Source organism: Pseudolysinimonas kribbensis, assembly GCF_039531715.1.
In the GTDB taxonomy this organism is placed as follows: domain Bacteria; phylum Actinomycetota; class Actinomycetes; order Actinomycetales; family Microbacteriaceae; genus Pseudolysinimonas; species Pseudolysinimonas kribbensis.
In genome coordinates, this window is the sequence record NZ_BAAAQO010000002.1 from 974,797 (window position 1) to 999,191 (window position 24,395).

The window sequence follows — 24,395 nt, forward strand, 5'->3', positions numbered from 1 at the left end:
CCGCGCGAGGCACGACGATGGGAGCGTGATGATGCGCGCCGTCCGGGTCGGGGGGTTCGGCGAGCTGCCGACCGTGCGGGAGGTTCCGGTGCCGGAGCCCGGCGCGCGCGACGCTCTCGTGCGGGTCGAGGCGACGGGACTCTGCCGCAGCGACGCGCACGCCTGGGCCGGTGCCGACGACACGGTGCATCCGCCGTACACCCCCGGCCATGAGCTGGTCGGCGTAGTGGCCTCCGTCGGTGCCGAGGTGCGACGGGTCGAGGCCGGGCAGCGGGTGACGACGCCGTTCGTGTGCGGCTGCGGCGAGTGCGAGGACTGCACCGGCGGGCGCGCGCAGGTGTGCCGGTTCCAGCAGCAGCCGGGTTTCACCTACGACGGCTCGTTCGCCGAGTACGTGCTCGTGCGCAACGCCGACGTGAACGCGGTGATCGTGCCCGACGACGTCGACCCCGAGGGCGCCGCGCTGCTGGGATGCCGGTTCGCGACCGCCTACCGGGGCCTGGTCGATCGCGCGCGGCTGCGTGCGGGCGAGACGGTGGCCGTGCTCGGCTGCGGCGGCGTCGGCCTGTCGGCGATCCTCATCGCGTCGGCGCTCGGCGCGCGGGTCATCGCCGTCGACGTCTCCGCGGCGGCGCTCGAGCTGGCCCGCGGCGCGGGCGCGGCGGCGACCGTCGACATCGCCGGGCTCGACGACCCCGCGGTGCCCGGCGCGATCCGGGATGCCGCCGGCGGCGCCCCGGAGGTCGTCGTCGAGGCGCTCGGACGCCCCGCCACCCTCGCCACCGGGTTGCGCACGCTCGCGAGCGGTGGCCGGCTCCTGCAGATCGGGCTGCTGCCTCCGGAACCTCCGGTGCCGATGGGCGAGGTCATCGCCCGGGAGCTCACGGTGCTCGGCAGCCACGGCATGGCCGCCGCCGACTACCCGCGCCTGCTAGAGCTCGCGCGCTCGGGCGGCCTGCGGCCGCAGTCGCTGGTCTCGAGGCGCATCGGGCTCCAGGAGGTGCCCGCGGCACTCGTCGCCCTCGGGTCGCGTGGATCGGCGGGACCGGGCGTCACGATGATCCGCCCCTGACGCCGGCCGGCGTCCGGCGGTCCCCGTCGGCGGCCGGGACTGGCTAGCGTGGCGACCATGACGTCTGCGCCACCGGCGGTGATCGCGATCGATGTCGGCGGAACGACGATCAAGGGCGCTCTCGTCGATGCCGCGGGGGTGGTGCGCGCCACCGAGATCGCGCCGACCCCACGGCCGGGGGCGGAGCGGACCGTGCTCGAGGTGGCATCCCGCCTCGCGGCGGCCGCTCCGGGGGTGGGCACGAACCCGGTCGCGGTCGGCATCGTCTCGCCCGGCATCGTCGACCCGGGCGGCGTGGTGCGGATCGCCGTCAACCTCGACTGGCGCGATCTGCCGCTCGCGCAGCTGGCGGAGGACGCACTCGGCCTGCCCGCCGTGGTGACCCACGACGTGCGCGGCGCCGGAGTGGGCGAGCTCCGCTGCGGCGCCGGGATCGGCGTGCGCGACCTCGCCGTCGTGCAGCTCGGCACGGGCATCGCGTCCGCGCTCGTCGTCCATGGCGAGCTCGTCGTCGGTGCCGGGAGCGCCGCGGGCGAGGTGGGCCATCTGCCGGTGATCCCGGGAGGCGAGCGCTGCGCCTGCGGGCAGGAGGGCTGCGTGGAGGCGTACGCCTCGGGCGGCGCGATCGCCCGCCGCTACGCCGCCCGCACCGGTCGTCCGGCGACGGCCGAGCAGATCGTCGGGCTGCTCGGGGGCGACGCCGATGCCGACGCGGTGTGGGCCGAGGCGATCACCGCCCTCGGGCGGGGAGTGCTGTCGATCGTCGCGCTGCTCGACCCGGCACTCGTGGTGCTCGGCGGCGGCGTCGCGGCGGCCGGGGACGCGCTCCTCGAGCCGCTGCGCGGTTCGATCACGGGCACGTTGACCTGGCGGGAGTGCCCGCCCATCGTGGTCTCGCCGCTCGGAGCGGAGGCCGGACGGCTGGGTGCGGCCGTGCTCGCGTTCGAGCGGGCCGGCATCCCGGTCGACGCGGCGAGCTGGCGCCGCGCCTGACGCCAGTCGTCGGCCGTGTACCGGCGTCCCGGCCTGCTACGCCGCGCGACGGCGCAGCATGACGGCGGTCGCGATCGCCGCCACGACGATGCCGATCGCCTCCACGACCACCGTCGCCGGCACGAGCGTGAACGTCCACACCTCGGTGATGCCGAAGAACCCCACGGTGAGGGCGAGCAGCAGAGCCGCCAGGCTGCCGAGGAGGAAGAGCAGGCTCAGCACCAGCACGATCCGGCGCAGGACGCCGCGGGTCACGAAGAGGGCGACGGCCAGTACGAGCGCGGCGATCGACTGCAGCACGAACAGCACCCCGAGGGTGCCGCCGACGTGGGCCACGACCACGAGGTAGAGGTGGAACAGCGCCACGACGATGAGGAGGATCCCGGTGAGGATCCGCCAGATCCCCGATGCTCTCGTGCTTGCGACCACGCCGATACCCCGATTCGTCCCGGCCTCCCCGATGGAGGCGTCACCCATGAACACGCGGCGGCGGGCCCGGCGGTTCACCGCGGCTCTGGTGCTCGAGCGTCTCGGAGATGGACGATGGACGCCTCACACCCTCATCGCGGGAGGTCGTCATGGATCAGAAGCTCGAGGTCGTGGTGCTGCCGGTGGCCGACGCCGACCGGGCCAAGGCGTTCTACTCCTCGCTCGGATGGCGAGAGGACGCGGACTTCGCGACCGGCCCCGACTTCCGCGTGCTGCAGTTCACGCCGCCGGGATCGGAGGCCTCCGTCATCTTCGGCACCGGCGTGACGAGCGCGACCCCGGGATCCACCGAGGCGATCATGCTCACGGTGACCGACCTCGACGCGTGCCTGGGCGACCTGCGCGGCCGCGGGGTCGAGGTCGACGGACCGTGGCACGACGCGGGCGGCGTGTTCCATCACGGCGGCGAGGAGCAGCGCGTACCGGGGCGCGATCCGCAGGACCGGGCGTACTGCACCTTCGCGTCGTTCGCCGATCCCGACGGCAACACCTGGGTGCTGCAGGAGATCACGACCCGGCTGCCCGGGAGGGTGGTCGGTCCCACCCGGTACGCCGACGCCGACGACCTGGCCGCGGCGCTGCGCCGGGCAGCGGCTGCGCACGGCGAGCACGAGAAGCGCACCGGGGCCGAGGACCCCGACTGGCCGGACTGGTACGCGCGCTACCTGGTCGCCGAGCAGGCCGGCACCGAGCTGCCCGAGTAGCCCGGCTCAGTCGAGGAGCGACGCGAGGTCGCCCGACCAGGCCGCCTCGAGGATGCGCTCCAGCAGCGCGGCGTCGACGGGGACCGGGGTGATCGCGATCAAACGCGCCGAGCCCAGCGCGAGCTCGGCGATCCCGGGCAGCTGCTCGCGCGTCAGGCCGATGTCCTGCAGCGAGTGCGGGAGGCCGATCGCGCGATCGATGTCCGCGATCCGCCGGATGGCGACCTGCGCACTCCCGTCGACTCCGAGGGCCTGGCCGACGAGGGCGAGCTGCTCGGGGATCGCGGCTGCACAGGCGGCCAGCACGTACGGCAGCATGAGCCCCGTCCCGAGGCCGTGCGGGGTGTGGGTCAGCGCGCCGATCGGGTACTGGAGCGCGTGCGACAGGTGCGTGCCGGTGGGGCCGAAGGCCATCCCCGCCAGCAGGCTGCCGCGCGCCATGTCCTCCCGGGCGGTGCGGTCGGTCGGATGCGTGACGGCGGACTCGATCGACGTGCCGATGAGCCGGATCGCCTCGAGCGACAACGGCTCGGTGAGCAGGTTGCGGCCGACGAACACGGGTGGTGTCGTCGACCAGGTGGGCTCGAGGGGGCGACCGGTGAAGGACTCGACCGCGTGCACCAGGGCATCGATGCCGGCGTGCGCCGTGACACCCGCGGGCGCAGCGGCGGACAGCTCCGGATCGACGAGCGCCGCCGTCGGGATGAGGTACGGGCTCGAGATGCCCACCTTGACCGCGCGCGCCGGGTCCGCGACGACCGCGACCGGTGTCACCTCCGACCCCGTGCCGGCCGTCGTGGGCACCGCGACCAGGGGCAGCACGGGGCCGGGCACCGCGTTCTCCCCGTAGTAGTCCGGCAGCGCTCCGCCGTGCGCGAGCAGGAGCGCGACGAGCTTGGACGCGTCGAGCGCGCTGCCGCCGCCGTAGCCGATGACGACGTCGGGGCGCACCGCGCGGGCCGCCTCGGCGGAGGCCTGCAGCGAGTCCACCGGCAGCTCGGGCAGCACATCGGTGTGCACGTGCGTCTCGATCCCGCTCGCCTCGAGCGCCGCGACCGCCTCGCGGAACGCCGGCGTCGTCGCCAGGAAGGGATCGACGACGACGAATGCCCGGCGCCCGAGGGGCGAGACGATCCGGGGCAGGGCGGCGCGGGCCCCCCACCCGAACTCGATGGTCCGGGGCAGCCGCAGAACTCCGATGTCGCTCATGTCGTGCTCCTCTGGTCGATCGGATCCCCACGCGGCCGGGGATCCGCTCGACGAGGCTACGACTCAGTATCGGTGCCGACCTCCCCGAACGATGCGGAACCCGCGGCGGCGCACCCGTGTCACGGTGAACAGGCTCCATAATCGGCAGGATGCTCGTCTTCTGGCGCCGGCGCGCGGCCACGCAGCGCTGGCTGCGTCGTGCGCTCGGCGGCGTCGTGCTCGTCGCGGTGCTCGGCACGACCATCGCGGTCGGCGTCGCCGCGCGTCAGCCCGACGTCGCGGTGCGGGCGGCGCTGCGGTCCGCCTCCGCGGTCGACGGGTCGATGGTGTGGGAGCGGCACGCCGCGACCGACTCCGCCGCTGCGGATGCCGCCGCTCGCAGCCGCATCCGCCGGGCGTTCGGCGCCGCTCCCCTCACCATCTCGTCGAGCGCGGTGGGCGACCCGGTGCGCCTCGCGGGGGCGGACCGCACGGTGCTGCCGCTGCGCGACGACGCCGCGCTGCGGGCGGCGGCATCCGGATTGCACCGGGTCGACCGCGGGCAGCTCGCGATCGACGAGGCGGGGGCGCGCGCTCTCGGCGTCTCCCCGGGCGACACGCTGCGACTTCTGACGGATGCGGGGGACCGCGAGCTGACGGTCGCGGCCGTGTGGCGCCCGACCGGTCCGCGAGCCCCGATCTGGAACGGCATCGGCGCCGGCTCGGCGGGCACCGTCGCGCGAGTGGTGCTCTCGCCGGCCGAACTCGCCGCCGATGGCATCGAGCTGACCGCGCGGTGGAGTATCGCACCCGACCCGGCGCGCGTCCACGCGGCCCAGCTGCCGTCCCTCGCGACCGGCTACGCGCGGCTCGCGGCGAGCGCCGCCGGGTCGTTGACGTTCGCGCACCTCGAGGGCGGCGGTGCCGGCACGGTCGCCGCACTGCGGAGGGGCGCCGATGCGGCGGCGGCCGTCGTGCCGGTGCCGGTCGCGCTGCTGGCCGCCGGCGCGCTCCTGGCGCTCCTGCTGCTGGTGCGGCTGCTCGCCGAGGTGCGGACGGAGGAGACGGAGCTGCTGCGCGCGCGCGGCGCCGCACGGGCCCAGATCGCGGGCGGCGATCTCCGCGCCGCGTTGCTGCCGGTGCTCGCGGGCGCCGTGGTCGGCTGGGTCGCGGCGCAGGCACTCCTGCTGGTGGTCGCGCCGCCGGCAGGGGTGCTCGAGCTCGTCCTGCCGTTTCTCGTGCCGACGACCGGCGCGCTGCTCGTGGTGGTGGTCGCCTCGTTCCTCGCGGCGGCGCCGGAGCACGCGGGCGGCGGACGCGGTGGCCGGGTCGCGGGTGTCGCGGGCGCGGCGCTGCTCGGCGTGCTCGCGATCGTCGGGGTCGCACGGCTCGTGGGTGCGGGCGTCGGCGCGGACCCGGCGGCCGAGCTCGCCCCCGCCCTGGTGATCGCCGCGCTGGTGGTCGCCGGTCTGCTGCTGAGCGCACCGCTCGCCGCGGCGTGGGATGCGGTCGCCCGCCGCCGGGACGGGGTCGCCGCGCCGCTCGCCGCCCGCCGGTTGCGCCGCCGGCCCGGCCTCGTGGCGGGCGCGCTCGTGCTCGTCGCGCTCGCGGTCGGCGCCTCCGGTTTCGCCGCCGGCGCCGTCGCGAGCTCCGCCGGCTTCCTGCGCGATGCGGGACGCCTCGTCACCGGCGGCGACGTCGACGTCGAGGTGCCGGGGGCGGCGTCGGTCGCGGCGGGCACGCCGGCACCCGACGTCGCGCGACTCGCGCGCATCGCACACGCAGCCGGATCGGCGCCGGCGCTGACCGAGCAGGTGGCGGTCGGCGACCTCGCCGCGACGCTCACCGCGGCGCCCGTCGCCCGGCTGGGCGCCCTGCAGGATCGTGACCTGGCCGCTCTCCCCGCGCTCGCCGGGCTCGCCGGGAGGGAGGTCGGCATCCCGCTGACCGGGTCGGGGCGGCTGCGGCTCCGGCTCGACGCGCGGGGCACGGCCCCCGACGACGCCCGGCTCGACCTCACCGCGTGGCTCGTGGGTTCCGACGGCGAGGCCGTGCGGATCGACCTCCCGGGTGCGCGGATCGCCGCACCCGGAGCGGAGGAGCCCGGCACCGTGGAAGCACGCCTGCCCCGGATGACGCCGGGCGCGGCGGCCTGGCGGCTGGTCGCGCTCGATGCGGCGGTGCAGTCCTCGGGCCCCGTCACCGGGCTGTCGGTCGCGGTCGACCCGGTCGCCGCTCCCCCGGAGGCGTGGGCCCTGACGCACGCGTACCGGCCGGCGACGGGCTCGGCGGCCTCCGGCCCGCTCGGCTGGACGGTCGCGGGCGTCCTCGACGCCGGGGGAGGTCGCGCCGAGCTCGGGCGGCTCATGCCCACCGGAACGACGGTCGTGCCGGCCGCGGTCTCGCGTCCGCTCGCGGCGGCGGCGGGCCTCGGCACGGGCGCCCGCGCCACCCTCGACGCGGGGGCGAGCGGCATCCCGGTGCGGGTGGCCGCCGTCGTGCCGCACACGATCGGCGCCCCGGGGCCGTCGGGCGTGTTCGTCGACCTGCCCACGCTGCAGGTGGCGCAGCTGCGCACCGGGGCCGACCTGCCGCGGCCGGATCATGCCTGGTTCGCCGTCGCCGACGCGACGGGCGCCGCGGCACGCCTCACGGCCTCCGACCCCGCGATCACCGCCATGCCGGCTCCCGCCGCGACCGTCGGCCGGCTCGCCCTGCCGGCGATTGTCGCGAGCGTGACGGCCGCGGCCGGCACGGTGCTGTTCGCGCTGCTCGCGATCGCGACGGCGGTCGCGGCCCTGCTGCGCGCGCGGTCGGCCGAGATCGCGGTGCTCCGGGCGCTCGGCGCGGGATCGCGGCTGCAGCGGCTCGCCGCCCGCATCGAGCTGCTCGCGGTGCTCGGCTACGCGGGGGTGGTCGGGGCGGTGGCGGCGATCATCGCCGTCGTGCTGACCGTGCCCCAGCTCGCGCATGCCGCGGCACCGGGGATCGAAGCGGAGGTCGTCGCGCCCATCGCGGCGGATCCGCTCGGGCTGACCGTGGCGGCCGCGGCGCTCGTGGCGGGCGTGGTCGTCGGACTGGTCGTGCAGGAGAGGGTCGTGCGGCGGCTCGCCGAACGCCCGCGCATCGAGGAGGTGCGGCGATGACCCGGCTCGGCCCGGCGCGCCTGGCGCTGCGCGGACTCCGCGTGGCCCCCGGGGTCTCCGCGCTCGTCGCACTGCTCGTCCTGGTCGGCGTGATCCTGGCGGTCGGCGGACCGCGTGCGACCGACGGCGTCCTGACGACGGCGCTGCATCAGGGTCTCGCGCACGCCGGCAACGGGCGGATCGCCCTGAATGCGGTGCTCGGCGATGACAGCGCCTACGACCCCGGGACCGACACCCGCAGCGTCGAGCCGATCTGGTCGGGCCTGCAGAATCGCCTGGACGAGATCCACGGGAGCTTCGCGAGTCTCGGCCGGGTCGTCGGGCCGGGCGCGTTCGTGGGCCGGGCGGTCGGGGAGGGCTCCGGCGGCTTCGCGGGCGCGGGAACCGCGACCGCGGCCAGCAACGCGCGCTTCCGCTTCGCGCTCGAGGCCGCCCCCGGCCTGCGCGACGAGGCACGGCTGGTCTCGGGTCGCTGGCCCGGCGCCGTGCGCGCGGGCGGTCCGCTGCAGGTCGTGATGTCGGCCGAGGGCGCGGCGACGATGCACTGGAAACCGGGACAGCGCCAGACGATCGGCACCAGGCCGGCACGGCAGGCCGTGCTCGTGGGCACGGTCGCCCCGCGCGATTCCGGCGACGCGTTCTGGTCGCTCGATGCGAGCCGTGCCGAGGCGGGAGCGCAACCGAGCAGGGACGGCTCCTACACGACCTACTACTCCACGCTCTGGGTCGACGACGCATCGTGGCCGGCCATCGCCCCCACCCTCACCGGCCACCTGATCGAAGCCTGGTACCCGGTCGACGCGTCGGCGATCACCGCGGGCGATGCGCCACGGGTCGCGGCACAGGTGCGGCGGTTCGCGGTCGAGCCGTCGGCGCTCGACATCCCGCGCGCCCCGCAGACCCTGGCATTCCGCACCGACCTGCCCGCGGAGCTGGTCGCCTTCTCGGCGCGGGCCGCGCCGTCGATCGCGCTCATCGCGCTGTTCGCGCTCGGCCCGGCGGGGGCGCTCGCGGCGGTGCTGCTGCTGGGCCTGCGGCTGCTGCGGCTGCGCCGGAGCGCGGCCGGCGCGCTCGTGCGCGGCCGGGGCGGCTCCGGATGGCAGCTCCGCCTGCTCGCGGCGGCCGAGACCGCGGTGTGGACGGTGCCGGTCGCGGTGGCGGGCGCGGCGCTCGCCGTGCTCCTCATCCCCGGCGGCGGCTCGTGGACCGGTGCGCTCGTGCCCACCGCCCTGTGCGCGCTCGCGGCACCGATCGCGGCCGCGGCGCTCGCCTCCCCGTCGTACGGCGACGGGGCGACGTCGCCCGCGCTGCGCGCCCTGCGCCTCGTCGCGGAGGGCGCGATCGTGCTCGTCGCCGCGCTCACCCTCGTTCTGGTCGCGGCGCGCGGGCCGGTCGGTGCGGCGGGTGGCGCCGATCCGCTCGTGGAGGCGGCACCGCTGCTGCTCGCGGTCGCGGTGACCGTGATCGTGCTGCGGATCGCACCCGCCGGCATCCGGTGGCTCGGGGCGCTGCTGCGCCGCGGCCGGGGGCCGGTCGGGCTGGTCGCGGCATCCGGCACGGGGCCGGCCTGGCGCGGCGCCGCGTGGGCGCTCTTCGCTCTCGTCATCGGGGTCGGGATGTCGGTGTTCTCGCTCACGATGGTCGCCACCCAGCAGCACGGCTCGCAGCAGGCGGCGCTGCGCCAGACCGGCGCGGACGTCGCGATCAACAGCACCCGGCTGAGCGCGAAGGAGGTGCGTGCGCTCGAGGCGATCCCCGGCGTCGCGGCGCACGCGACGATCGCCGTGCTGCCCCCGCAGCCGGTCGGCTCCACGCCCGCGGCGGTGTACCTCGCCGATCCCGCGGCCCTGGCATCGGTGCAGCGCGGGATCGACCACTCGGCGCTGGCCGACGCGCACGGCCGGGATGCCGTGGTCGGCGGCATCGACACGCCGCCCGCGACGATGACGATCTCCGATCCCGACCGCGTGACCCTGACGCTGCACCCGGTCGACTCCGACGAGGTGAGCGTCGTGCTCACCGAACCGCGCTGGGTGCTCGTGGATCGCGCGAGCCTGCCGAAGGCCGCGCCCGAGGCGGTGACCGTCGGCGTGCTCCTGCGGGTCGCGCCGCACGCCGACCGCGCGGCCGTCGCCGCCGCGGCGCGGGAGGCCGCCGGCTCGGACGCGTCCGTGCGGACCGCGGGCACGAACGTCGGGTCGCCGCTGGATCAGGCCGTGCGCGCGACGATCCTCGCCGCGACGATCCTCGCGGCGCTGCTGTGCCTCGGCGTGTTCGTGGTGACCCTCGCGGCGGGCGCCGCCGAGCGGCTGCGCCGCGGCGCCATCCTGCGGGCTCTCGGCTTCGACCGCCGGCAGACCGCGGGCCTCGTGCTCGCCGACCTCGCCCCGACCGCCGTCATCGGCGTCGTCGTGGGAGCGCTGACCGGCGCGGGCCTGGCGGCGATCGTGTTGCATACGATCGACCCCGCGGGCTTCGTCGGATCCACGGTGCCGCCGGCGCTCGTGATCGACGTGCCGGCGACGGCGCTCGCCCTGCTCGGCTTCCTCGTCGCGGCGGTCGTCGCGGCGGCGGTGGCCGTGGTGCTCGACCAGCACCGTCCCGCGACGGCCGGGCTGCAGACGCTCGGAGAGGAGCGATGACCATGACGACGACGGCTCCGCCGCCCCCGGGATCGGCCGACGTGATCGACTGCGCCGACCTCGTGCGCATCTACCGCGGCGAGGGCGTGGAGGTGCAGGCGCTGCAGGGGCTCACGCTGCGGGTGGGCGAGGGCGACATCGTGGCCATGGTCGGCGCGTCGGGGTCGGGCAAGTCGACGCTGCTCGGCATCCTGTCGGGTCTCGACCGGCCGAGCGCCGGCCGGGCGACCGTCGCCGGCTACGACCTCACCGCCCTCTCCTCGAAGCAGCGCCTGGCGTACCGGCGGGGCGCGGTCGGCTTCGTGTGGCAGCAGACCGAGCGCAACCTGCTGCCCTACCTGACCGCACGCGAGAACGTCGAGCTGCCGATGCTGCTGGCCGGCCGGCGCGACCGGACGCGGCGCGCCGACGAGCTGCTGAAACTGCTCGACGTGCAGGCGCACACCGACCGGCGGCCGGCGCAGCTCTCCGGCGGCGAGCAGCAGCGCGTCGCGATCGCGGTGGCCCTCGCGAACGGGCCGCAGGTGCTGCTCGCCGACGAGCCGACCGGCGAACTCGACGAGGCGATGTCGGCGGAGGTGCTGGAGGCGATCCGCTCCGTCAATGAGCGGCTCGGCGTGACCGCGCTCATCGTCACGCACGACCCGGCGGTGTCGGAGCACGTGCGCCGGACCGTGCAGATCCGTGACGGCCGCACGTCGACCGAGGTGCTGCGGGATGCCGACCGCACCGGCGCCGAGACCTTCACCGTCATCGACGCCGTCGGCCGCCTGCAGCTGCCCTCGGACTACGTGCACCGGCTCGGCCTGCGCGAGCTCGTGCGCCTCACGCTCGAGGACGATCACGTGCGGGTGCATCCCGACCGCGGCGGGGCGCATCCGGCAGCGGGGGAGAAGCGATGAGCCCGATCATCAGCGTGCGCGGCGTGACCCGTGTGTTCGGCACGGGGCCCGCGGCCGTCGCGGGCTGCCGCGACATCGACCTCGACGTCACCGCGGGGGAGCTGCTCGTCGTCCGCGGTCCGTCCGGAGCGGGCAAGACGACGCTGCTTACGCTGCTCGGCACGCTCGACCGGCCGAGCCTCGGCACGATCGTGATCGACGGGGTCGACACGACCGCGGCGCCCGAGGCGGAGCTGGTCGGCATCCGGCGCCGGCTGCTCGGCTTCGTCTTCCAGCGCTTCGGGCTGCTGCCCGCGCTCACGGCGGCCGAGAACGTCGAACTCCCGCTGCGGCTCGCGGGCGTCGGCCGCGACGAGCGGTCCGCACGCGTGGCGCTGCTTCTCGAGCGGGTGGGGCTCGCCGAGCACGGGCTGCAGCATCCGGACGAGCTCTCCGGCGGGCAGCAGCAGCGGGTCGGCATCGCTCGGGCGCTCGCCGCGGAGCCGCGGGTGCTGCTCGCCGACGAGCCGACCGGTCAGCTCGACAGCGCCACGGCATCCGCGGTCATGGACCTCGTGGTCGAGCTGGTGCACGAGAACGGCGTCGCCGGCGTGGTCACCACCCACGACCCCGCGTTCATGGAGCGCGCCGACCGCGTCGCGCACCTGCACGACGGCCGCCTCACCCCCTAACGCGCCCCCCGCCCGTCGCCCCGCCCTCGTCGTCTCCTTCCGAAATGAAGGAGTCGGCCCGATCTGCGCCGAACACCGGAGCCGTGATGGCGGCCGCGGCGTCCCGCCGGTCCTGCATTTCGGAACCGGAACTGGAGCCGGGCACGGAACCGGAGCCGGAGCCGGAGCCGGGCAGGAGGTCGGCCTCGGATCGCGGACGGTCGGCGCGGAACACCCAGAGGCGGTAGAGGGCGAAGCGCAGCGCGGTGCCGAGGGCGAGGCCGACGACGTTGGCCGAGACGTTGTCGTCGATCGCGGAGCGCAGGCCGAGCAGGTCGTGGCTGACCACGAGGCAGACCAGCGCGACCGCGCTGCCGAACAGGCTCGCGACGAAGAACTCGACGGCCTCCCGCAGCACGACGCGGCCGCTGCCGCGACGACGCTCCCGGCGGAACGTGAGCGAGCGGTTGCCGACCCAGTTGACGATGATCGCGAGCGACACCGAGACCGCCTTGGCCCAGAGCTCGCCGTTAGCGACGTGCTCGGGCGAGAGCACCGTGGCGCGCAGCGCGTTGAACACCCCGACGTCGACGAGGAACCCGACGCCGCCGACGGCCAGGAACGCGACGCCCTGGCCGAGCAGCGCGCGCAGCCGCGGCGACCCGACGGCGGCCCGCAGCGCGGGACTCCGCGGCCCGCCCACCTGGATCGCGCCGGTCGCGACGCGCTCAGACATGCGACACCACCGGGGCAGCGATCCGCACGCGGCGGGCGACCGCGCGTCGCCGACGGGTGGGCAGCCCGGCGACGCCCCAGCGCGTGACCCGGGCGATCGCCTCGAGCACGATGCGGGTGCTCATCTTGCTCTGCCCGAGCTGGCGGTCGGTGAACGTGATCGGCACCTCCGCGATGCGCAGGCCCGCGAGCACCGCCTTCCACAGCAGCTCGATCTGGAAGCTGTAGCCCTCGCTCGCGATCGCCTGGGGCCCGATCGCCCGGATGGCGTCGGCGCGGTATGCGCGGAACCCGCTCGTCGCGTCGTGCTCGTCGATGCCGAGCGCGATCCGCGCGTACAGCGAGCCCGCGCGCGAGATCAGGCGGCGGGGCAGCGGCCAGCCGTGCACCGATCCGCCGGGCACCCAGCGCGATCCGATCGCCACATCGTGCGTCTCGAGGGCCGCCAGCAGGGCGGGCAGCTGCTCCGGGCGGTGCGAGCCGTCGGCATCCATCTCGACCAGCACGTCGTAGCCGCGGGCGCTGCCCCACGCGAACGCCGCGAGATATGCAGCGCCGAGGCCCTGCTTGCCGGCGCGGTGCAGCACGTGCACCCGGGCGTCGGCACGCGCGAGGCCGTCGGCGATCGCGCCCGTGCCATCCGGCGAGTCGTCGTCCGCGATCAGGATGTGGGCGTCCGGCACGGCGGCGAGGGTGCGCTGCACGATCGCCCGGATCGTGGGCGCCTCGTCGTAGGTCGGGATGCAGACGAGAGCGGTCATGCGATCAGGACATCAGCCGTGGCCCCAGAAACGTCCCAGAAAGCGCTCGTCGCGCATGCGAAAGCCTTCAGCGTGGCCTGGACGACCTCGCTCTTCTGGGAGTCGTCTCAGAGCCCGATCGGGATGCTGGGGCGGCGATCCGCGACCGGATGCGGGGTAGTGTCGCGACACCGGAGGGCTCATGAGATCGATCCTGATCGTCGAGGACGACGCGCACCTCGGCCCCACGCTCGAGCGAGGCCTCACGGACGAGGGCTACGCCACCACGCTCGTCGCCACGGGCGTCGACGCGCTCGTGGAGCTGGCGCGGCATCCGTTCTCGGCGGCGGTCGTCGATGTCGGGTTGCCCGCGATGTCCGGATTCGAACTCGCGCGCCGGGTGCGGGACACGGGCAGCTCGATGCCGGTGCTGCTCCTGACCGCGCGCGACGCGGTCGACGATCGCGTGCGCGGCCTCGACGCCGGAGCCGACGATTACCTCACCAAGCCGTTCAGCTTCGCCGAGCTCGCGGCCCGGCTGCGGGCGCTGCTGCGCCGCGACCCGTCGGACCTGTGGATCCGCGTCGAGCACGGCGACCTGCAGCTCGATTCGGCGCGCCGGCGGCTCACCGTCGGGGACCGGGCGGTGGCCCTGAGTCCCCACGAGTTCGATGTGCTGCGGCTGCTCGTCGCGAGTCCGGAGCGGTCCTTCGCGGTCGCCGACATCCTGGAGGAGGTCTGGGGCACGGCCGAGTACATCGACCCCAACACCGTGCAGCAGTACATCAGCGCGCTCCGCAAGAAACTCGTGCGCGCGGGCAGCACGACCTCGATCGTGACGATCCGCGGCGAGGGCTACCGGATCGAGGCCGGCGCGTGAGGTGGTGGGGCCGCCTCGGGGTGCGCTGGCGCATCACCATCGGGAGCGTGATCGCCGGGGCCGTGCTGCTGGTCGGCGCCGGCGCGCTGCTGCTGCAGCAGGTGGAGCAGGCGCAGATCAACTCGGACAAGAAGATCCTCTACGGCGCCAGTACGCCGTATGTCGCCCAGGTGCGGAGCCACCCCACCGCCCTCGATCGGCCCGGCGGGGAGGAGCGGCTGGTGGTTCTCGATCCGGCCGGGTCGGCGCGCGTGAGCAACCTGCCCGACGCGATCTCCGACCGGCTGCCGGAACTTCATCGGCTGTCGTCCGGCTCGCACTTCGCCTCGTACCGCGGCACCCGGTATCTGCTCGTCGTTCGCAAGGTCGAGCGCAGCGACGGGGTGTGGCGGATCGTCGCGGCCCGCGACGAGTCATCGACCACCGACATCGTCATGCGCAACCTCACGAACATCATCGTGGTCGGCGGGGTGGCGTTGCTGGCGGGATTCGGCGTCGCCTCGTGGGTGCTCACGACGGTGGCGCTGCGCCCGGTGACCCTCATGCGGCGCCGCGCCGAGACGCTCGAGGCGATCGGGTCCGACGAACAGCTCCCCGTCGGGCGCGCCCAGGACGAACTGTCGGCGCTCGCCGTCACGCTCAACGCCTTCCTGGCGCGGGTGCGCGCGTCCGCCGCCCGCGAGAAGCAGGTGGTCGCGGATGCCAGCCACGAACTCCGCACGCCCATCGCCGTGCTGCGCGGTCAGCTGGAACTCGCCAAACGCGATCCGGGCGACCTCGACCGCCTGAGAGAGATCGACGAGACCGCCGCACGTCTGTCGAACCTCGCGGTCAACCTGCTCGTGCTCTCGACCCTGGAGGCCGACACGACGCGCCCCACGAGCACGTGGCCGCAGCTCGTCGACGAGTTCGCGGCCGCGACGGACCGCGCACGCATGCTCGCGACACCGGCGGGCGCGGAGATCGACTTCGATGTCGAGCGGCCCGACGGCGACGGGTCGTATGCGATCTCGGCGACCGACCTCGGCCGTGTGATCGACAACCTCGTACGCAACGCTCTCGCCGCCGGCGGCGCGGGCACGACGATCCGGGGGTCGCTCGCGCGCACGGCGACGCTGCTCGAGTTGAGGATCGAGGACGACGGCCCCGGCATCCCGGACGACTTCATCGCCACCGCCGCCGACCGTTTCACGCGGGCATCGCCGGCAACGGAGGGCGCCGGCCTCGGCCTCGCGATCGTGCGACGGATCGCGGACCGCGCCGCCGGCTCCCTCGAGCTCGCGAACCGGGAGCCCCACGGTCTCCGCGTCACACTCGGGATCCCGGCTGCAGAGACCTTCAGGCGGGCGGCGCGGCCTTCGGGCGCGGCTGTGCGCTGACGGGGGGAGGATGCCGCCATGAGCGAGGCCGCCCCGTCCGAGCGGGCCCGGCTGCTGCTCATCGAGGACGACCCGAAGCTCGGCCCGGTGATGCGCGACGTGCTCGAGGAGGCGTACGCGGTCACGCTGCGCGTGGATGCCCGCTCGGGGTTCGAGACCGCGCGCGACGAGGATTTCGACGTCCTGGTCGTCGATCGGCGCCTCCCCGGTGCCGACGGGATCGACGTGGTCGAGGCGCTGCGCAGGGCGGGCAACACGACGCCGATGCTGATGCTCACGGCGCTCGGCACCCTTCACGACAAGGTGCGCGGGCTCGACGCGGGGGCGAACGACTACCTCGTGAAGCCGTTCGAGTTCGGGGAGCTCTTCGCCCGGTTGCGTGCCATCCGGCGGGTGTTCTCCGGCGAGGGACCCTTCATCCGGATCGGAGGGTGGGAGTTCTACCCCGAGAACCGCGCCATCTACTCCCCGTACGACGGCCGGTACATCCTGACCGAGCGGGAGAATCAGCTGCTGCGGCTGTTCGCCGAGCACCCGCAGCGCACCTACTCGCGCCCGCAGATCCTGCGCTCGGTCTTCGATGAGGACGACCGGCCGGGCACGGTCGACACCTACGTGCACTACGTGCGGCGCAAGACGGACCCCGACATCATCACCACCGTCCGCGGGCAGGGGTACCGGCTCGGGCGGCTCTGAGATGTCGCCTCCGTGGTGCCTGAGGTGACGCGCGAGCTTTCGGTGATGCGTGCGCCCTCCGTCACCGCACTCGACCGTCGCCGTCGCCGTCGCCGTCGCCGTCGTCGTCGTCGACCATCGCCTCGGCTTCCGCGAGCACGGCGATCACGAATCGGCCTCCCGCGGCGAGCACGACCACGGTCCCCACGACGACTCCGAGCACCCACCACATGACGACCTCCGACCATTGCGCGAGCAACTGCGACCATGCTCCCGGCGGTGACCCCAGAAACCTCTCAGCAGCCGGGTTCGCCCGCGGCCGACTAGCCTCGGCGTCATCGACATTCCCACCCTCCTGCGCACGCTCCTCGGCGTGGTCGTGCTCGTCGGGGTCACGTTCGGGGTGCTCGCGGCGACGCGGGCGCGGCATCCGTGGTCGCCGGTGCTCGCGATCCTGCGGGGGCTCGTGCAGCTGGCCGCGATCAGCGTCATCCTGGCCGGCGTCATCACGAGTCCGTACTGGGTCGGGCTCGCGCTGCTGGTGATGTTCTGCGTGGCGGTCGGCGTGGCGACCCGGCGGCTCGGCGGACGCGGCCGGCTCCGGATGGTCGCCACGGCGATGGCGGCGGGCGCCGGCGTGGCGCTCGTGGTGGTCTTCGCCTCCGGCGCGCTCGAGCTCACCGCCCGCTACGCGCTCGCGATCGGCGGGATCGTCATCGGCAACACCATGTCGATCGCGACCATCGGCGGCCGCCGGCTGCTGGAGCTCGCCGACGACCGCTGGGACGAGCTGGAGGGCTGGTTCGCGCTGGGGGCGACGCCGTGGCAGGCGACGCGCTGGATCGCGCGCGACGCCGTGTACGCGGCCCTGATCCCGACCACCGATCAGACCAAGACGACCGGGCTGGTGACCCTGCCGGGGGCGTTCGTGGGCGCGATCTTCGGCGGGGTCTCGCCGGTGGAGGCGGGGCGCTTCCAGATCGTCGTGCTCGCCGCGATCATGTGCGCGGGGGCGATCACGGCGTCGACGCTCGTCGCGTTCCTGCGCCCGATCCGGGTGCGTCCGCAGCGTCCCGCCTGACCGCTCACCCGGCGCGTTCCGGGCGGTGGCGGATCCAGGCGACCGTCGCCGCGAACGTCTGCCGCAGGCTGCGATGGGCGCGCCACTCGCGCCAGGTGAGCGCGATCACGATCAGGTCGAGGATCGTCAGCAGCACGACCCCGAGCGACGGCCGGAGGGCGAGGTCGGCGATCTGCAGCACCGTGAGCACGGCGAGCGCGCCGATCGCCCACGGATAGACGCGCAGCGCCCCGACGATGAGGGCGACGACGACGGCCACCTTGACGACGCCGTGCACGAGGAGGAAGACGACAAGCAGCGGCACGTCGTGCGCGTGCAGGTGCCCGTGGGCGATCGACACCGATGTCGTGGCCGGCAGGACCGCGGCCGCGGCACCGCCCGCCAGCTCCGCGACGCCGTTGAGGCCCTTCACGACCACGCCGATCAGGAACAGGAGGTCGAGCAGGTGGCGGACCGTCGGGCGCACGGCCCCAGCATGCTCGGCGGCGCGCCGCGGCGCACTCGGGGGTCACCGATCTCCCAGGACGGAGCAGGATGGCTGCATGGCCGATGCCCACGCGAGCGCGCACGCGGGCGGTCGTCGACGCCTGGCGATCGCCTTCGGCATCACCGCCGCCATCCTGGTCGCCGAGATCGTCGGCGCCGTGCTCACCGGCAGCCTCGCCCTCATCGTCGACGCGGGGCACATGGCGGTGGATGCCGGGGGCCTCCTGGTCGCGCTGCTCGCGTCGGTCCTCGTGCTGCGTCCGGCCTCCGACCGGCGCACCTGGGGGTTCGCGCGCGTCGAGGTGCTCGCGGCGACGCTGCAGGCCGCGGTGCTGCTGGCGGTCGGTCTCTTCGTGCTCGTGGAGGGCATCCAGCGCCTGGTCGAACCGCCGTCGATCCCCGCGGGCGGCCTGCTGGTGTTCGGCGTCGTCGGCCTGGTCGGCAACGTGGCCTCGGTCGCGGTGCTGTTCTCGGGGCGCGGAGCGGACTTCAACCGCCGCGCCGCGTTCCTCGAGGTGCTGGGCGACGCGCTCGGCTCGGTCGGGGTCATCGCCGCCGCGACCGTGATCGCGCTCACCGGATGGCAGGGGGCGGACTCGATCGCCGCCATCCTCATCGGGGTGCTGATCCTGCCGCGTGCGATCCGGCTCCTCGGCGAGACGACCTCGGTGCTGCTGGAGTCGACGCCGCGCGGCCTCGACCTCGACGACCTACGCACCCACCTCGTCGCGCTGCCCTACGTCGACGACGTGCACGACCTGCACGTCACCCAGATCGCCAGCGGGCTGCCGGTGCTCACCGCGCACGTGACCGTCGAGCCGCGCTGCTTCGAGGAGGGCAGGGCGCCGCGACTGCTCGACCAGCTGCAGGCGTGCGTGGCCGAGCATTTCGACGTGAGCATCGAGCATTCGACCTTCCAGCTGGAGCCCGCGGCGCACACCGCCCACGAGCACGTGCCGCACACCTGAGCCGTCACGCCCGGGGATCTCCTGATGACCCGTGGGATCGCGTCGAGGTCCGTGGCACCATGACCCCATGCGACTCGCGCTCGTCTCGATCGTCGCGGCCTCGGTGGCCGTGGGGTCGGTGGCGGGCGCCGTGATCGTGACGAATCGGCCGGGGGACCAGCCCGGCATCCGGATGCAGCAGCCGGCGATCTCGGTCGCCGGCGTCGGTTCGCCGGCGACCTCGCGCACTCCGGCCGCATCGAGCTCCGCGGTCCCCGCGTCCCCGGCGCTGCCGGCCTCCCCCGCGCAGCCGCCGGCCTCGACGTCGACCGCGACCCCGGCCTCGCCCCCGCAGCCCGCCTCGCCCGCGCAGCCCGCGTCACCCGCGACGCCGACCGGGCCGGCGCAGTCGGTGGCTCCCGCGCCGGCGCGTCCGGTTCCGCCTGGCGACAAGGGCCGGCATCAGGGGGCGGATGCGGGCGGAACGCCGCGCGGCACCGGTGGGCCGGCCGCGAAGCCCTAGCCCGCCATCCGGTAGCCCTCGCCCCGGACCGTCTGGATGCAGTCCGCGCCCGCCTTCTGGCGCAGGTAGCGCACGTAGACGTCGACGACGTTGGAGCTCTGCCCGGTTCCGTAGCCCCACACGTCCCGCAGGAGCTGCTCGCGCGAGAGCACCCGCCCCGGCCGGCGCATGAAGTACTCGAGCAGCTCGAACTCCCGGGTGGGCAGGCTCACGATGCCGAGCGGGCCGGACACGGTGCGGGCGACGAGGTCGAGCGCGAGGCCGCCGCAGGCCAGCGATGTCTCGGTGGTCCGCGCCGAGCGCAGCCGGGTCTCGACCCGCGCCACGAGCTCGTCGAAGCGGAACGGCTTCACGATGTAGTCGTCGGCCCCGGCCTGCAGTCCCGAGACGACATGCGCCGGCGCGTTGTCGGCAGTGACGATGAGCACCGGCAGCCCGGGCGCCGCCTCCCGGATGCCGGCGAGGACCTGCAGGCCGTCCATCCGCGGCAGGCCGACGTCGAGCAGCACGAGGTCGAATCGGCCGGAGAGCGCCTCGGTCGCCGCGGCGACGCCGTCGCTCACGTGCTCGACGCGATGCCCGGCCGCCGTGAGCGCTCGCCGGATGAGCGCCGCCAGATGGTCGTCGTCCTCGGCGACCAGGATGGCTGCCATCACACCCTCCCCGGGGTCCGGGCCGGCAGGTGGATCGTGAACGTGTTGCCGCCGGCGTCGCTTCCCAGCGTGACACGTCCGTCGTGCGCCGCCGCGATCGCCGCGACGATCGCCAGCCCGAGGCCGGATCCGCCGCGCGCGCCGGCTGCGCGGCCGCGCGCGAAGCGCTTGAAGATCCGGTCCCGATCCGCCAGCGCGATCGGGGTGCCCTCGTCGACGACCCGCAGCAGCACCTCGCCGCCGGCGACCTCGCTGCCGATCGCGATCGGTGAGCCGGGCGGGGCGTACTTGGCCGCGTTGTCGGCGAGCTGCAGCCAGGCCTGGATGATGCGCTCGCGATCCAGGAGCACGACCGCGGCGGCCCGGGCGTCGACTCGCCACGCGTGACCGGACATCGTCGAGGCCCGCGCCAACAGGTCGTCGGTGAGGGCCGCGACGTCGACCGGGGTCCGGGCGAGTGCGGAGGTCTGCACCTCCGTGAGGTCGGTGAGGCCGTCGACGAGGGCCGCCATCCGGTCCACCTCCTCGACACCGACCCGCTGCGCCTGGGCGATCACCAGCGGATCGCCGGAGTCGAGCAGCTCGAACTCGCCCCGCACCACGCTCAGCGGCGCCTTGAGCTCGTGCCGCACGTCGTCGAGCAGGGCGCGGCGCTGCTGCACGCCCGTCTCGATGCGGTCGAGCATCGAGTTGACGGTGCCGGTGAGCACCGAGACGTCGTCGTCGCCCTCGACGGGGATGCGCTCGCGCAGGTCGTCGGCGCCGATCCGCTGCGCCATCGCGTTGAGCCGGCGGATCGGGGCGAGCAGTCTCCCGGCGATGATCCAGCCAATGAGGCCGATCACCACGACGACGATCCCGGCGATGAGCGCGTACGCCCGGAACGTGCCGTCGACCGGTTCGAGCCGCCGCCCCAGGTCGATCGCGACGGCGAAGACGCCGCGCGCCGGGTCGCCGGCGACCGAGACCGGCACGGCGAGGTAGCGGTAGGAGCGGTCACCGGCCGTGAACGTGCCCTTGCGCACCGAGCCGTCGGCGGTCTCCCTCGCGATCCGGGTCGCGAAGCCCGCGAGCTTCTCGGGGTGCACGGGTTCGGTGACGCCCGGCGTGAAGGCGACCCGGCCGTCGAGGAGGCCGACCGTGCCGCCGTCCTCCGGCGGCACCGCGACCGACAGGACCTGCCGCAGGGCCGTGCGGGTGGAGGTCACGCCGCTCTGCGCGCCGACGACCCGCCGCGCCTCGGTGAGTTCGGTGGTGAGCCGCGCATCGACCTCGCGCAGGGTCGCCCCGCGCTGCAAGCCGTATGAGACGAGTCCCGCGACGACGAGCCCGAGGGCGGCGGTGACGAGGATGCTCGCGAGGATGCGGACCCGCACCGACCATCCCGGGCGTGCGCTGGTGGTCCCCTCGGACGCCATCCCCTCAGTATCCCGGGCTGGTCCCGGGCTGAGAAGCGCACCGGAGACGGATCGCCTCCGCCATGATCGACGCAGCGCCCGGCGCCCGCCGGCGGTGCGGAGAGGACACCACGTGACCGCGCCAGCCCCCTCGCGCCGTGCCCGGGTGATCGCGCTCCTGCTCGCCGTGCTGCTCATCGGCGGATGGCTCGGGGTCGGCGCGGTCGGCGGTCCGGTGTTCGGCACGATCTCGACGGTCGAGAACGACGACCAGGCGTCGTACCTGCCGGCGTCCGCCGAGGCGACGAAGGTGCAGAACCTGCAGGCGTCGTTCTACGGCGGCGACACCGTGCCGGCGACCGTGCTCTTCGTGCGTGACGGCGGCATCACCGGCGCGGACCGTTCCGCGGTGACCGGGATGGCGCGCGACCTCGGCGACGTCGCCGGCGTGCGGGAGGTGAGCCCGCCGATCCCGTCGGAGGATGGGCGCGCGCTGCAGCTCATCGTCTCCGTCGACGAGGGCGCCGACGGCACGACGGTCGTCGGGCACATGCGCGGCGTGCTGACCGACGGGCACATCGCCGGGCTGCGCGGCTGGGTCACCGGCCCGGTCGCCCTCGGTGCCGACTTCGGCGCCGGCTTCAGCGGCCTCGACGGCGTGCTCCTGCTCGTCGCGCTCGCCGCGGTCTTCGTGATCCTGCTCATCGTCTACCGCTCGCTGCTGCTGCCGATCGCCGTGCTGGCGGTGTCGTCGTTCGCGCTCACCGGCAGCATCCTGATCGTGTACCTGATGGCGAAGGCGGACTGGATCACGGTGACCGGCCAGAGCCGCGGCATCCTGGCGATCCTCGCCATCGGCGCGGCGACCGACTACGCGCTGCTGCTCGTGGCGCGGTACCGCGAGGCGCTGCTGCACGAGCCGAGCCCGCTCGTCGCCCTGTGGAGTGCCTGGCGCCGCACGATCGCGCCGATCGGCGCCTCCGCGGCGACGGTGATCCTGGCGGTGCTCTGCCTCGGGTTCTCGGACCTCAACTCCAACAAGGGTCTCGGGCCGGTCGCGGCGATCGCGATCGCGTTCGCCTTCCTCGCCGCGACCACGGCCCTGCCGGCGATCCTGGCCCTGCTCGGCCGGGCCGCGTTCTGGCCGCTCGTGCCGCGGGTGCTCCCGGTGGATGCGCCGGCCAAGCGCAGCCGCACGTGGGCTGCCGTCGGCCGTCTGGTCGACCGTCGCCCCCGCACGGTGTGGGTCGTCACCGCGCTCGTGCTCGGCGCCCTCGCGACCGGCGTGTTCGGGCTGCAGGCCGCGGGCGTGCCGCAGAGCGACCTGCTGCTCACGGCGTCGCAGTCGGTGGCGGGCGAGAAGGAGCTCGCGAAGCACTACGACGCGGGCAGCGGCACGCCCGCGGTCATCGTCGCGCCCGAGGGGGTGCGGGCCGACGTGCTGGCGGCCGCGACGCGCGTGCGGCACGTCGCGTCGGCGACCGTGTTCACCGGCGCGCGCGGGCGCCCGGGCGGCGAGCCGAAGGTCGTCGACGGCAGGGTGCTCATCGAGGCGACGCTCTCGGTCGCGGCGGACTCCGCCGCGGCGCAGCGCACCGTCTCGGCGCTGCGATCCGAGCTCGGGGCGATCGATCCGCACGTGCTCGTCGGCGGCAGCTCGGCGCTCGACCTCGACACCAACGCGGCGGCGCAGCGCGACCTGCGGGTGGTGATCCCGATCGTGCTCGCGGTGATCCTGGTGATCCTCGTGCTCCTGCTGCGCTCGCTCGTCGCGCCGCTGCTGCTCGTGGCGACCGTGGTGCTCTCCTACGGCGCGACGCTCGGCGTCGCCGCGCTCGTCTTCAACGGGATCTTCCGGTTCCCCGGCGCCGATGCGTCGGTGCCGCTGTTCGGCTTCGTCTTCCTCGTCGCGCTCGGGGTGGACTACAACATCTTCCTCATGACGCGGGTGCGCGAGGAGACGACCGCACTCGGGCACCGGCGTGGCGTCGTGGCGGGGTTGCGCGCCACGGGCGGCGTGATCACCTCGGCCGGGATCGTGCTGGCGGCGACGTTCACGGCGCTCGCCACGATCCCGATCCTGTTCCTCGTGCAGATCGCGTTCATCGTCGCGTTCGGGGTGCTGCTCGACACCTTCGTGGTGCGCACCCTGCTCGTGCCGGCCCTCGCGATCCACGTCGGGCGGCCGTTCTGGTGGCCGGCGCCCCGGTCGCGCGGTCGCACCGCGGTCGCCCCCTAGTCGGGCGCGCTCTGCGGCCCGGCGCCGAGGCGGCGGGCGAGCTCGTCGGAGAACTCGCGGATGCGCGTCGCCAGCGCCGGCCGCCGGGCGGGCGGGATGGCGTCGGACGGGAAGCTGACCGTCACCGCCGCCTCCGGCCACCCCGATCGTTCGGCGACCGCGACGGCCACCGACGCGATGCCCTCCGTCACCTCGCCGTCCTCGAAGCCGTAGCCGAGCCGGCGCACCTCGTCGAGCACGCTGCGGAGCTCGGAGACCGTGTGCGGGCCGCGCTCGCCGCGCTCGGCGAGGGAGGCGTCATCCGGGAACAGCGCGCGCAGCTGCGCCTCGGGCAGCATGGCGAGCATCGCGCGACCGCTCGCGGTGAGGTGACTCGGCAGCCGGACGCCCACGTCGGTCACGAGGGCCGGCCGGTGCGGCGCGCGCTCCTCGACGAGGTAGAGCACGTCGCGCCCGTGCAGCACCGCGAGATGCGCGTTCTCGCCGAGCCGGTCGACGAGCGAGGCGAGCAGGTGGGCGCCGATACGGGCGAGCGGCTCCTGCCGCAGGTAGCCCGAGCTGAGCTCGAACGCGGCGATGCCGAGCGCGTAGCGGCGCTCCTCGCGCAGGTGCACCACGTAGCCGAGGTGCTGCAGCGCGCGCAGGTGCTGATAGACGGAGGAGCGCGGCAGCTGCAGGTCACGGGCGATCACGGCGGCGGCGACCGGTCCGCGCTGCCCCGCGAGGAACCGCAGCACGTCGAGCACCTGCACGGCCGCGGGCGCCGCGCCGGCCAGCTCGCGCCGGGGGGATCGATCTGACGCGAATGCCCGGTGGGCGTGTTGCACACCGGCCATTCGCGTCATCTCGATCAGCCTCTCTGCGTCGGGACGTC

The 24,395-nt window shown here is 74.8% G+C and carries 23 protein-coding genes; 14 read left to right on the top strand and 9 right to left on the bottom strand.

The features are described 5' to 3' along the window. Positions 1 to 28 precede the first annotated feature (28 nt). Both ABD285_RS05500 and ABD285_RS05505 read left to right on the top strand, forming a co-directional pair. Positions 29 to 1,072 (top strand): alcohol dehydrogenase catalytic domain-containing protein, encoded by a 1,044-nt coding sequence (locus ABD285_RS05500; protein ID WP_344201286.1) that lies wholly within the window; start codon positions 29 to 31, stop codon positions 1,070 to 1,072. 57 nt (positions 1,073 to 1,129) lie between these two features. Next, positions 1,130 to 2,065: an ROK family protein gene (locus ABD285_RS05505; RefSeq protein ID WP_284254274.1), complete on the top strand. Its 936-nt coding sequence runs from the start codon at positions 1,130 to 1,132 to the stop codon at positions 2,063 to 2,065. Between the two features lie 36 nt (positions 2,066 to 2,101). On the opposite strand, the gene ABD285_RS05510 is transcribed toward ABD285_RS05505, so the two are convergent. Further along, positions 2,102 to 2,494: a hypothetical protein gene (locus ABD285_RS05510; RefSeq protein WP_284254275.1), complete on the bottom strand. Its 393-nt coding sequence runs from the start codon at positions 2,492 to 2,494 to the stop codon at positions 2,102 to 2,104. Between the two features lie 107 nt (positions 2,495 to 2,601). On the opposite strand from ABD285_RS05510, the gene ABD285_RS05515 reads away from it, so the two are divergent. Then, a complete protein-coding gene (locus tag ABD285_RS05515) occupies positions 2,602 to 3,258 on the top strand; it encodes a VOC family protein (protein ID WP_284254276.1) in 657 nt (218 codons plus the stop codon). A 6-nt stretch (positions 3,259 to 3,264) separates the two neighbouring features. Here ABD285_RS05515 and ABD285_RS05520 read toward each other — a convergent pair whose 3' ends face one another. After that, on the bottom strand, positions 3,265 to 4,467 hold the full coding sequence (locus ABD285_RS05520) for an iron-containing alcohol dehydrogenase (protein WP_344200920.1): 1,203 nt from the start codon (positions 4,465 to 4,467) through the stop codon (positions 3,265 to 3,267). A gap of 149 nt (positions 4,468 to 4,616) precedes the next feature. Between ABD285_RS05520 and ABD285_RS05525 the strand changes: the two genes are divergently transcribed. Genes ABD285_RS05525 through ABD285_RS05540 form a run of 4 tightly spaced genes read left to right on the top strand, consistent with a single transcriptional unit; the run spans position 4,617 to position 11,807 of the window. Further along, positions 4,617 to 7,592, top strand: coding sequence for an FtsX-like permease family protein (locus ABD285_RS05525; RefSeq protein WP_344200923.1), 2,976 nt, complete (start codon positions 4,617 to 4,619; stop codon positions 7,590 to 7,592). Next, on the top strand, positions 7,589 to 10,234 hold the full coding sequence (locus ABD285_RS05530) for an ABC transporter permease (protein ID WP_344200926.1): 2,646 nt from the start codon (positions 7,589 to 7,591) through the stop codon (positions 10,232 to 10,234). Before ABD285_RS05525 ends, ABD285_RS05530 begins: the two co-directional genes overlap by 4 nt. A gap of 2 nt (positions 10,235 to 10,236) precedes the next feature. After that, on the top strand, positions 10,237 to 11,136 hold the full coding sequence (locus tag ABD285_RS05535; protein WP_284254283.1) for an ABC transporter ATP-binding protein: 900 nt from the start codon (positions 10,237 to 10,239) through the stop codon (positions 11,134 to 11,136). After that, a complete protein-coding gene (locus ABD285_RS05540; protein WP_344200930.1) occupies positions 11,133 to 11,807 on the top strand; it encodes an ABC transporter ATP-binding protein in 675 nt (224 codons plus the stop codon). Before ABD285_RS05535 ends, ABD285_RS05540 begins: the two co-directional genes overlap by 4 nt. On the opposite strand, the gene ABD285_RS05545 is transcribed toward ABD285_RS05540, so the two are convergent. Continuing rightward, positions 11,797 to 12,522, bottom strand: coding sequence for a GtrA family protein (locus ABD285_RS05545; protein ID WP_344200933.1), 726 nt, complete (start codon positions 12,520 to 12,522; stop codon positions 11,797 to 11,799). The genes ABD285_RS05540 and ABD285_RS05545 overlap by 11 nt on opposite strands. Further along, complete coding sequence (locus ABD285_RS05550; protein WP_284254284.1) at positions 12,515 to 13,282, bottom strand: polyprenol monophosphomannose synthase; 768 nt, start codon at positions 13,280 to 13,282, stop codon at positions 12,515 to 12,517. Before ABD285_RS05550 ends, ABD285_RS05545 begins: the two co-directional genes overlap by 8 nt. Before the next feature lie 181 nt (positions 13,283 to 13,463). Between ABD285_RS05550 and ABD285_RS05555 the strand changes: the two genes are divergently transcribed. The 3 genes from ABD285_RS05555 to ABD285_RS05565 are packed head-to-tail and all read left to right on the top strand — an operon-like array spanning position 13,464 to position 16,216. Continuing rightward, positions 13,464 to 14,141, top strand: coding sequence for a response regulator transcription factor (locus ABD285_RS05555; RefSeq protein WP_284254285.1), 678 nt, complete (start codon positions 13,464 to 13,466; stop codon positions 14,139 to 14,141). Further along, on the top strand, positions 14,138 to 15,520 hold the full coding sequence (locus ABD285_RS05560) for a sensor histidine kinase (protein ID WP_344200936.1): 1,383 nt from the start codon (positions 14,138 to 14,140) through the stop codon (positions 15,518 to 15,520). Before ABD285_RS05555 ends, ABD285_RS05560 begins: the two co-directional genes overlap by 4 nt. An 18-nt stretch (positions 15,521 to 15,538) precedes the next feature. Further along, positions 15,539 to 16,216, top strand: coding sequence for a response regulator transcription factor (locus ABD285_RS05565; protein WP_284254287.1), 678 nt, complete (start codon positions 15,539 to 15,541; stop codon positions 16,214 to 16,216). Positions 16,217 to 16,277: 61 nt separating this feature from the next. On the opposite strand, the gene ABD285_RS05570 is transcribed toward ABD285_RS05565, so the two are convergent. After that, positions 16,278 to 16,427 carry a hypothetical protein gene (locus tag ABD285_RS05570; protein WP_344200939.1) on the bottom strand — a complete coding sequence of 50 codons (150 nt, stop codon included), beginning with the start codon at positions 16,425 to 16,427 and terminating at the stop codon, positions 16,278 to 16,280. Between the two features lie 141 nt (positions 16,428 to 16,568). On the opposite strand from ABD285_RS05570, the gene ABD285_RS05575 reads away from it, so the two are divergent. Beyond that, positions 16,569 to 17,276 carry an ABC transporter permease gene (locus ABD285_RS05575; RefSeq protein ID WP_284254289.1) on the top strand — a complete coding sequence of 236 codons (708 nt, stop codon included), beginning with the start codon at positions 16,569 to 16,571 and terminating at the stop codon, positions 17,274 to 17,276. A gap of 4 nt (positions 17,277 to 17,280) precedes the next feature. Here the strand turns inward: ABD285_RS05575 and ABD285_RS05580 are convergent, their stop codons facing one another. Beyond that, on the bottom strand, positions 17,281 to 17,742 hold the full coding sequence (locus ABD285_RS05580) for a DUF2127 domain-containing protein (RefSeq protein ID WP_284254290.1): 462 nt from the start codon (positions 17,740 to 17,742) through the stop codon (positions 17,281 to 17,283). Positions 17,743 to 17,818: 76 nt separating this feature from the next. On the opposite strand from ABD285_RS05580, the gene ABD285_RS05585 reads away from it, so the two are divergent. Continuing rightward, complete coding sequence (locus tag ABD285_RS05585) at positions 17,819 to 18,730, top strand: cation diffusion facilitator family transporter (protein ID WP_344200943.1); 912 nt, start codon at positions 17,819 to 17,821, stop codon at positions 18,728 to 18,730. A 67-nt stretch (positions 18,731 to 18,797) separates the two neighbouring features. Continuing rightward, positions 18,798 to 19,232 (top strand): hypothetical protein, encoded by a 435-nt coding sequence (locus ABD285_RS05590; protein WP_344200946.1) that lies wholly within the window; start codon positions 18,798 to 18,800, stop codon positions 19,230 to 19,232. Here the strand turns inward: ABD285_RS05590 and ABD285_RS05595 are convergent. Beyond that, positions 19,229 to 19,885 (bottom strand): response regulator transcription factor, encoded by a 657-nt coding sequence (locus ABD285_RS05595; protein WP_284254291.1) that lies wholly within the window; start codon positions 19,883 to 19,885, stop codon positions 19,229 to 19,231. The two genes, ABD285_RS05590 and ABD285_RS05595, sit on opposite strands and share 4 nt — an antisense overlap. Further along, positions 19,885 to 21,303, bottom strand: coding sequence for a sensor histidine kinase (locus tag ABD285_RS05600; RefSeq protein WP_344200949.1), 1,419 nt, complete (start codon positions 21,301 to 21,303; stop codon positions 19,885 to 19,887). Before ABD285_RS05600 ends, ABD285_RS05595 begins: the two co-directional genes overlap by 1 nt. A gap of 112 nt (positions 21,304 to 21,415) precedes the next feature. On the opposite strand from ABD285_RS05600, the gene ABD285_RS05605 reads away from it, so the two are divergent. After that, positions 21,416 to 23,521, top strand: a complete 2,106-nt coding sequence (locus ABD285_RS05605) for an MMPL family transporter (protein WP_344200952.1) — start codon at positions 21,416 to 21,418, stop codon at positions 23,519 to 23,521. On the opposite strand, the gene ABD285_RS05610 is transcribed toward ABD285_RS05605, so the two are convergent. After that, positions 23,518 to 24,366 (bottom strand): IclR family transcriptional regulator, encoded by an 849-nt coding sequence (locus tag ABD285_RS05610; RefSeq protein WP_344200955.1) that lies wholly within the window; start codon positions 24,364 to 24,366, stop codon positions 23,518 to 23,520. The genes ABD285_RS05605 and ABD285_RS05610 overlap by 4 nt on opposite strands. Positions 24,367 to 24,395: the final 29 nt, after the last annotated feature.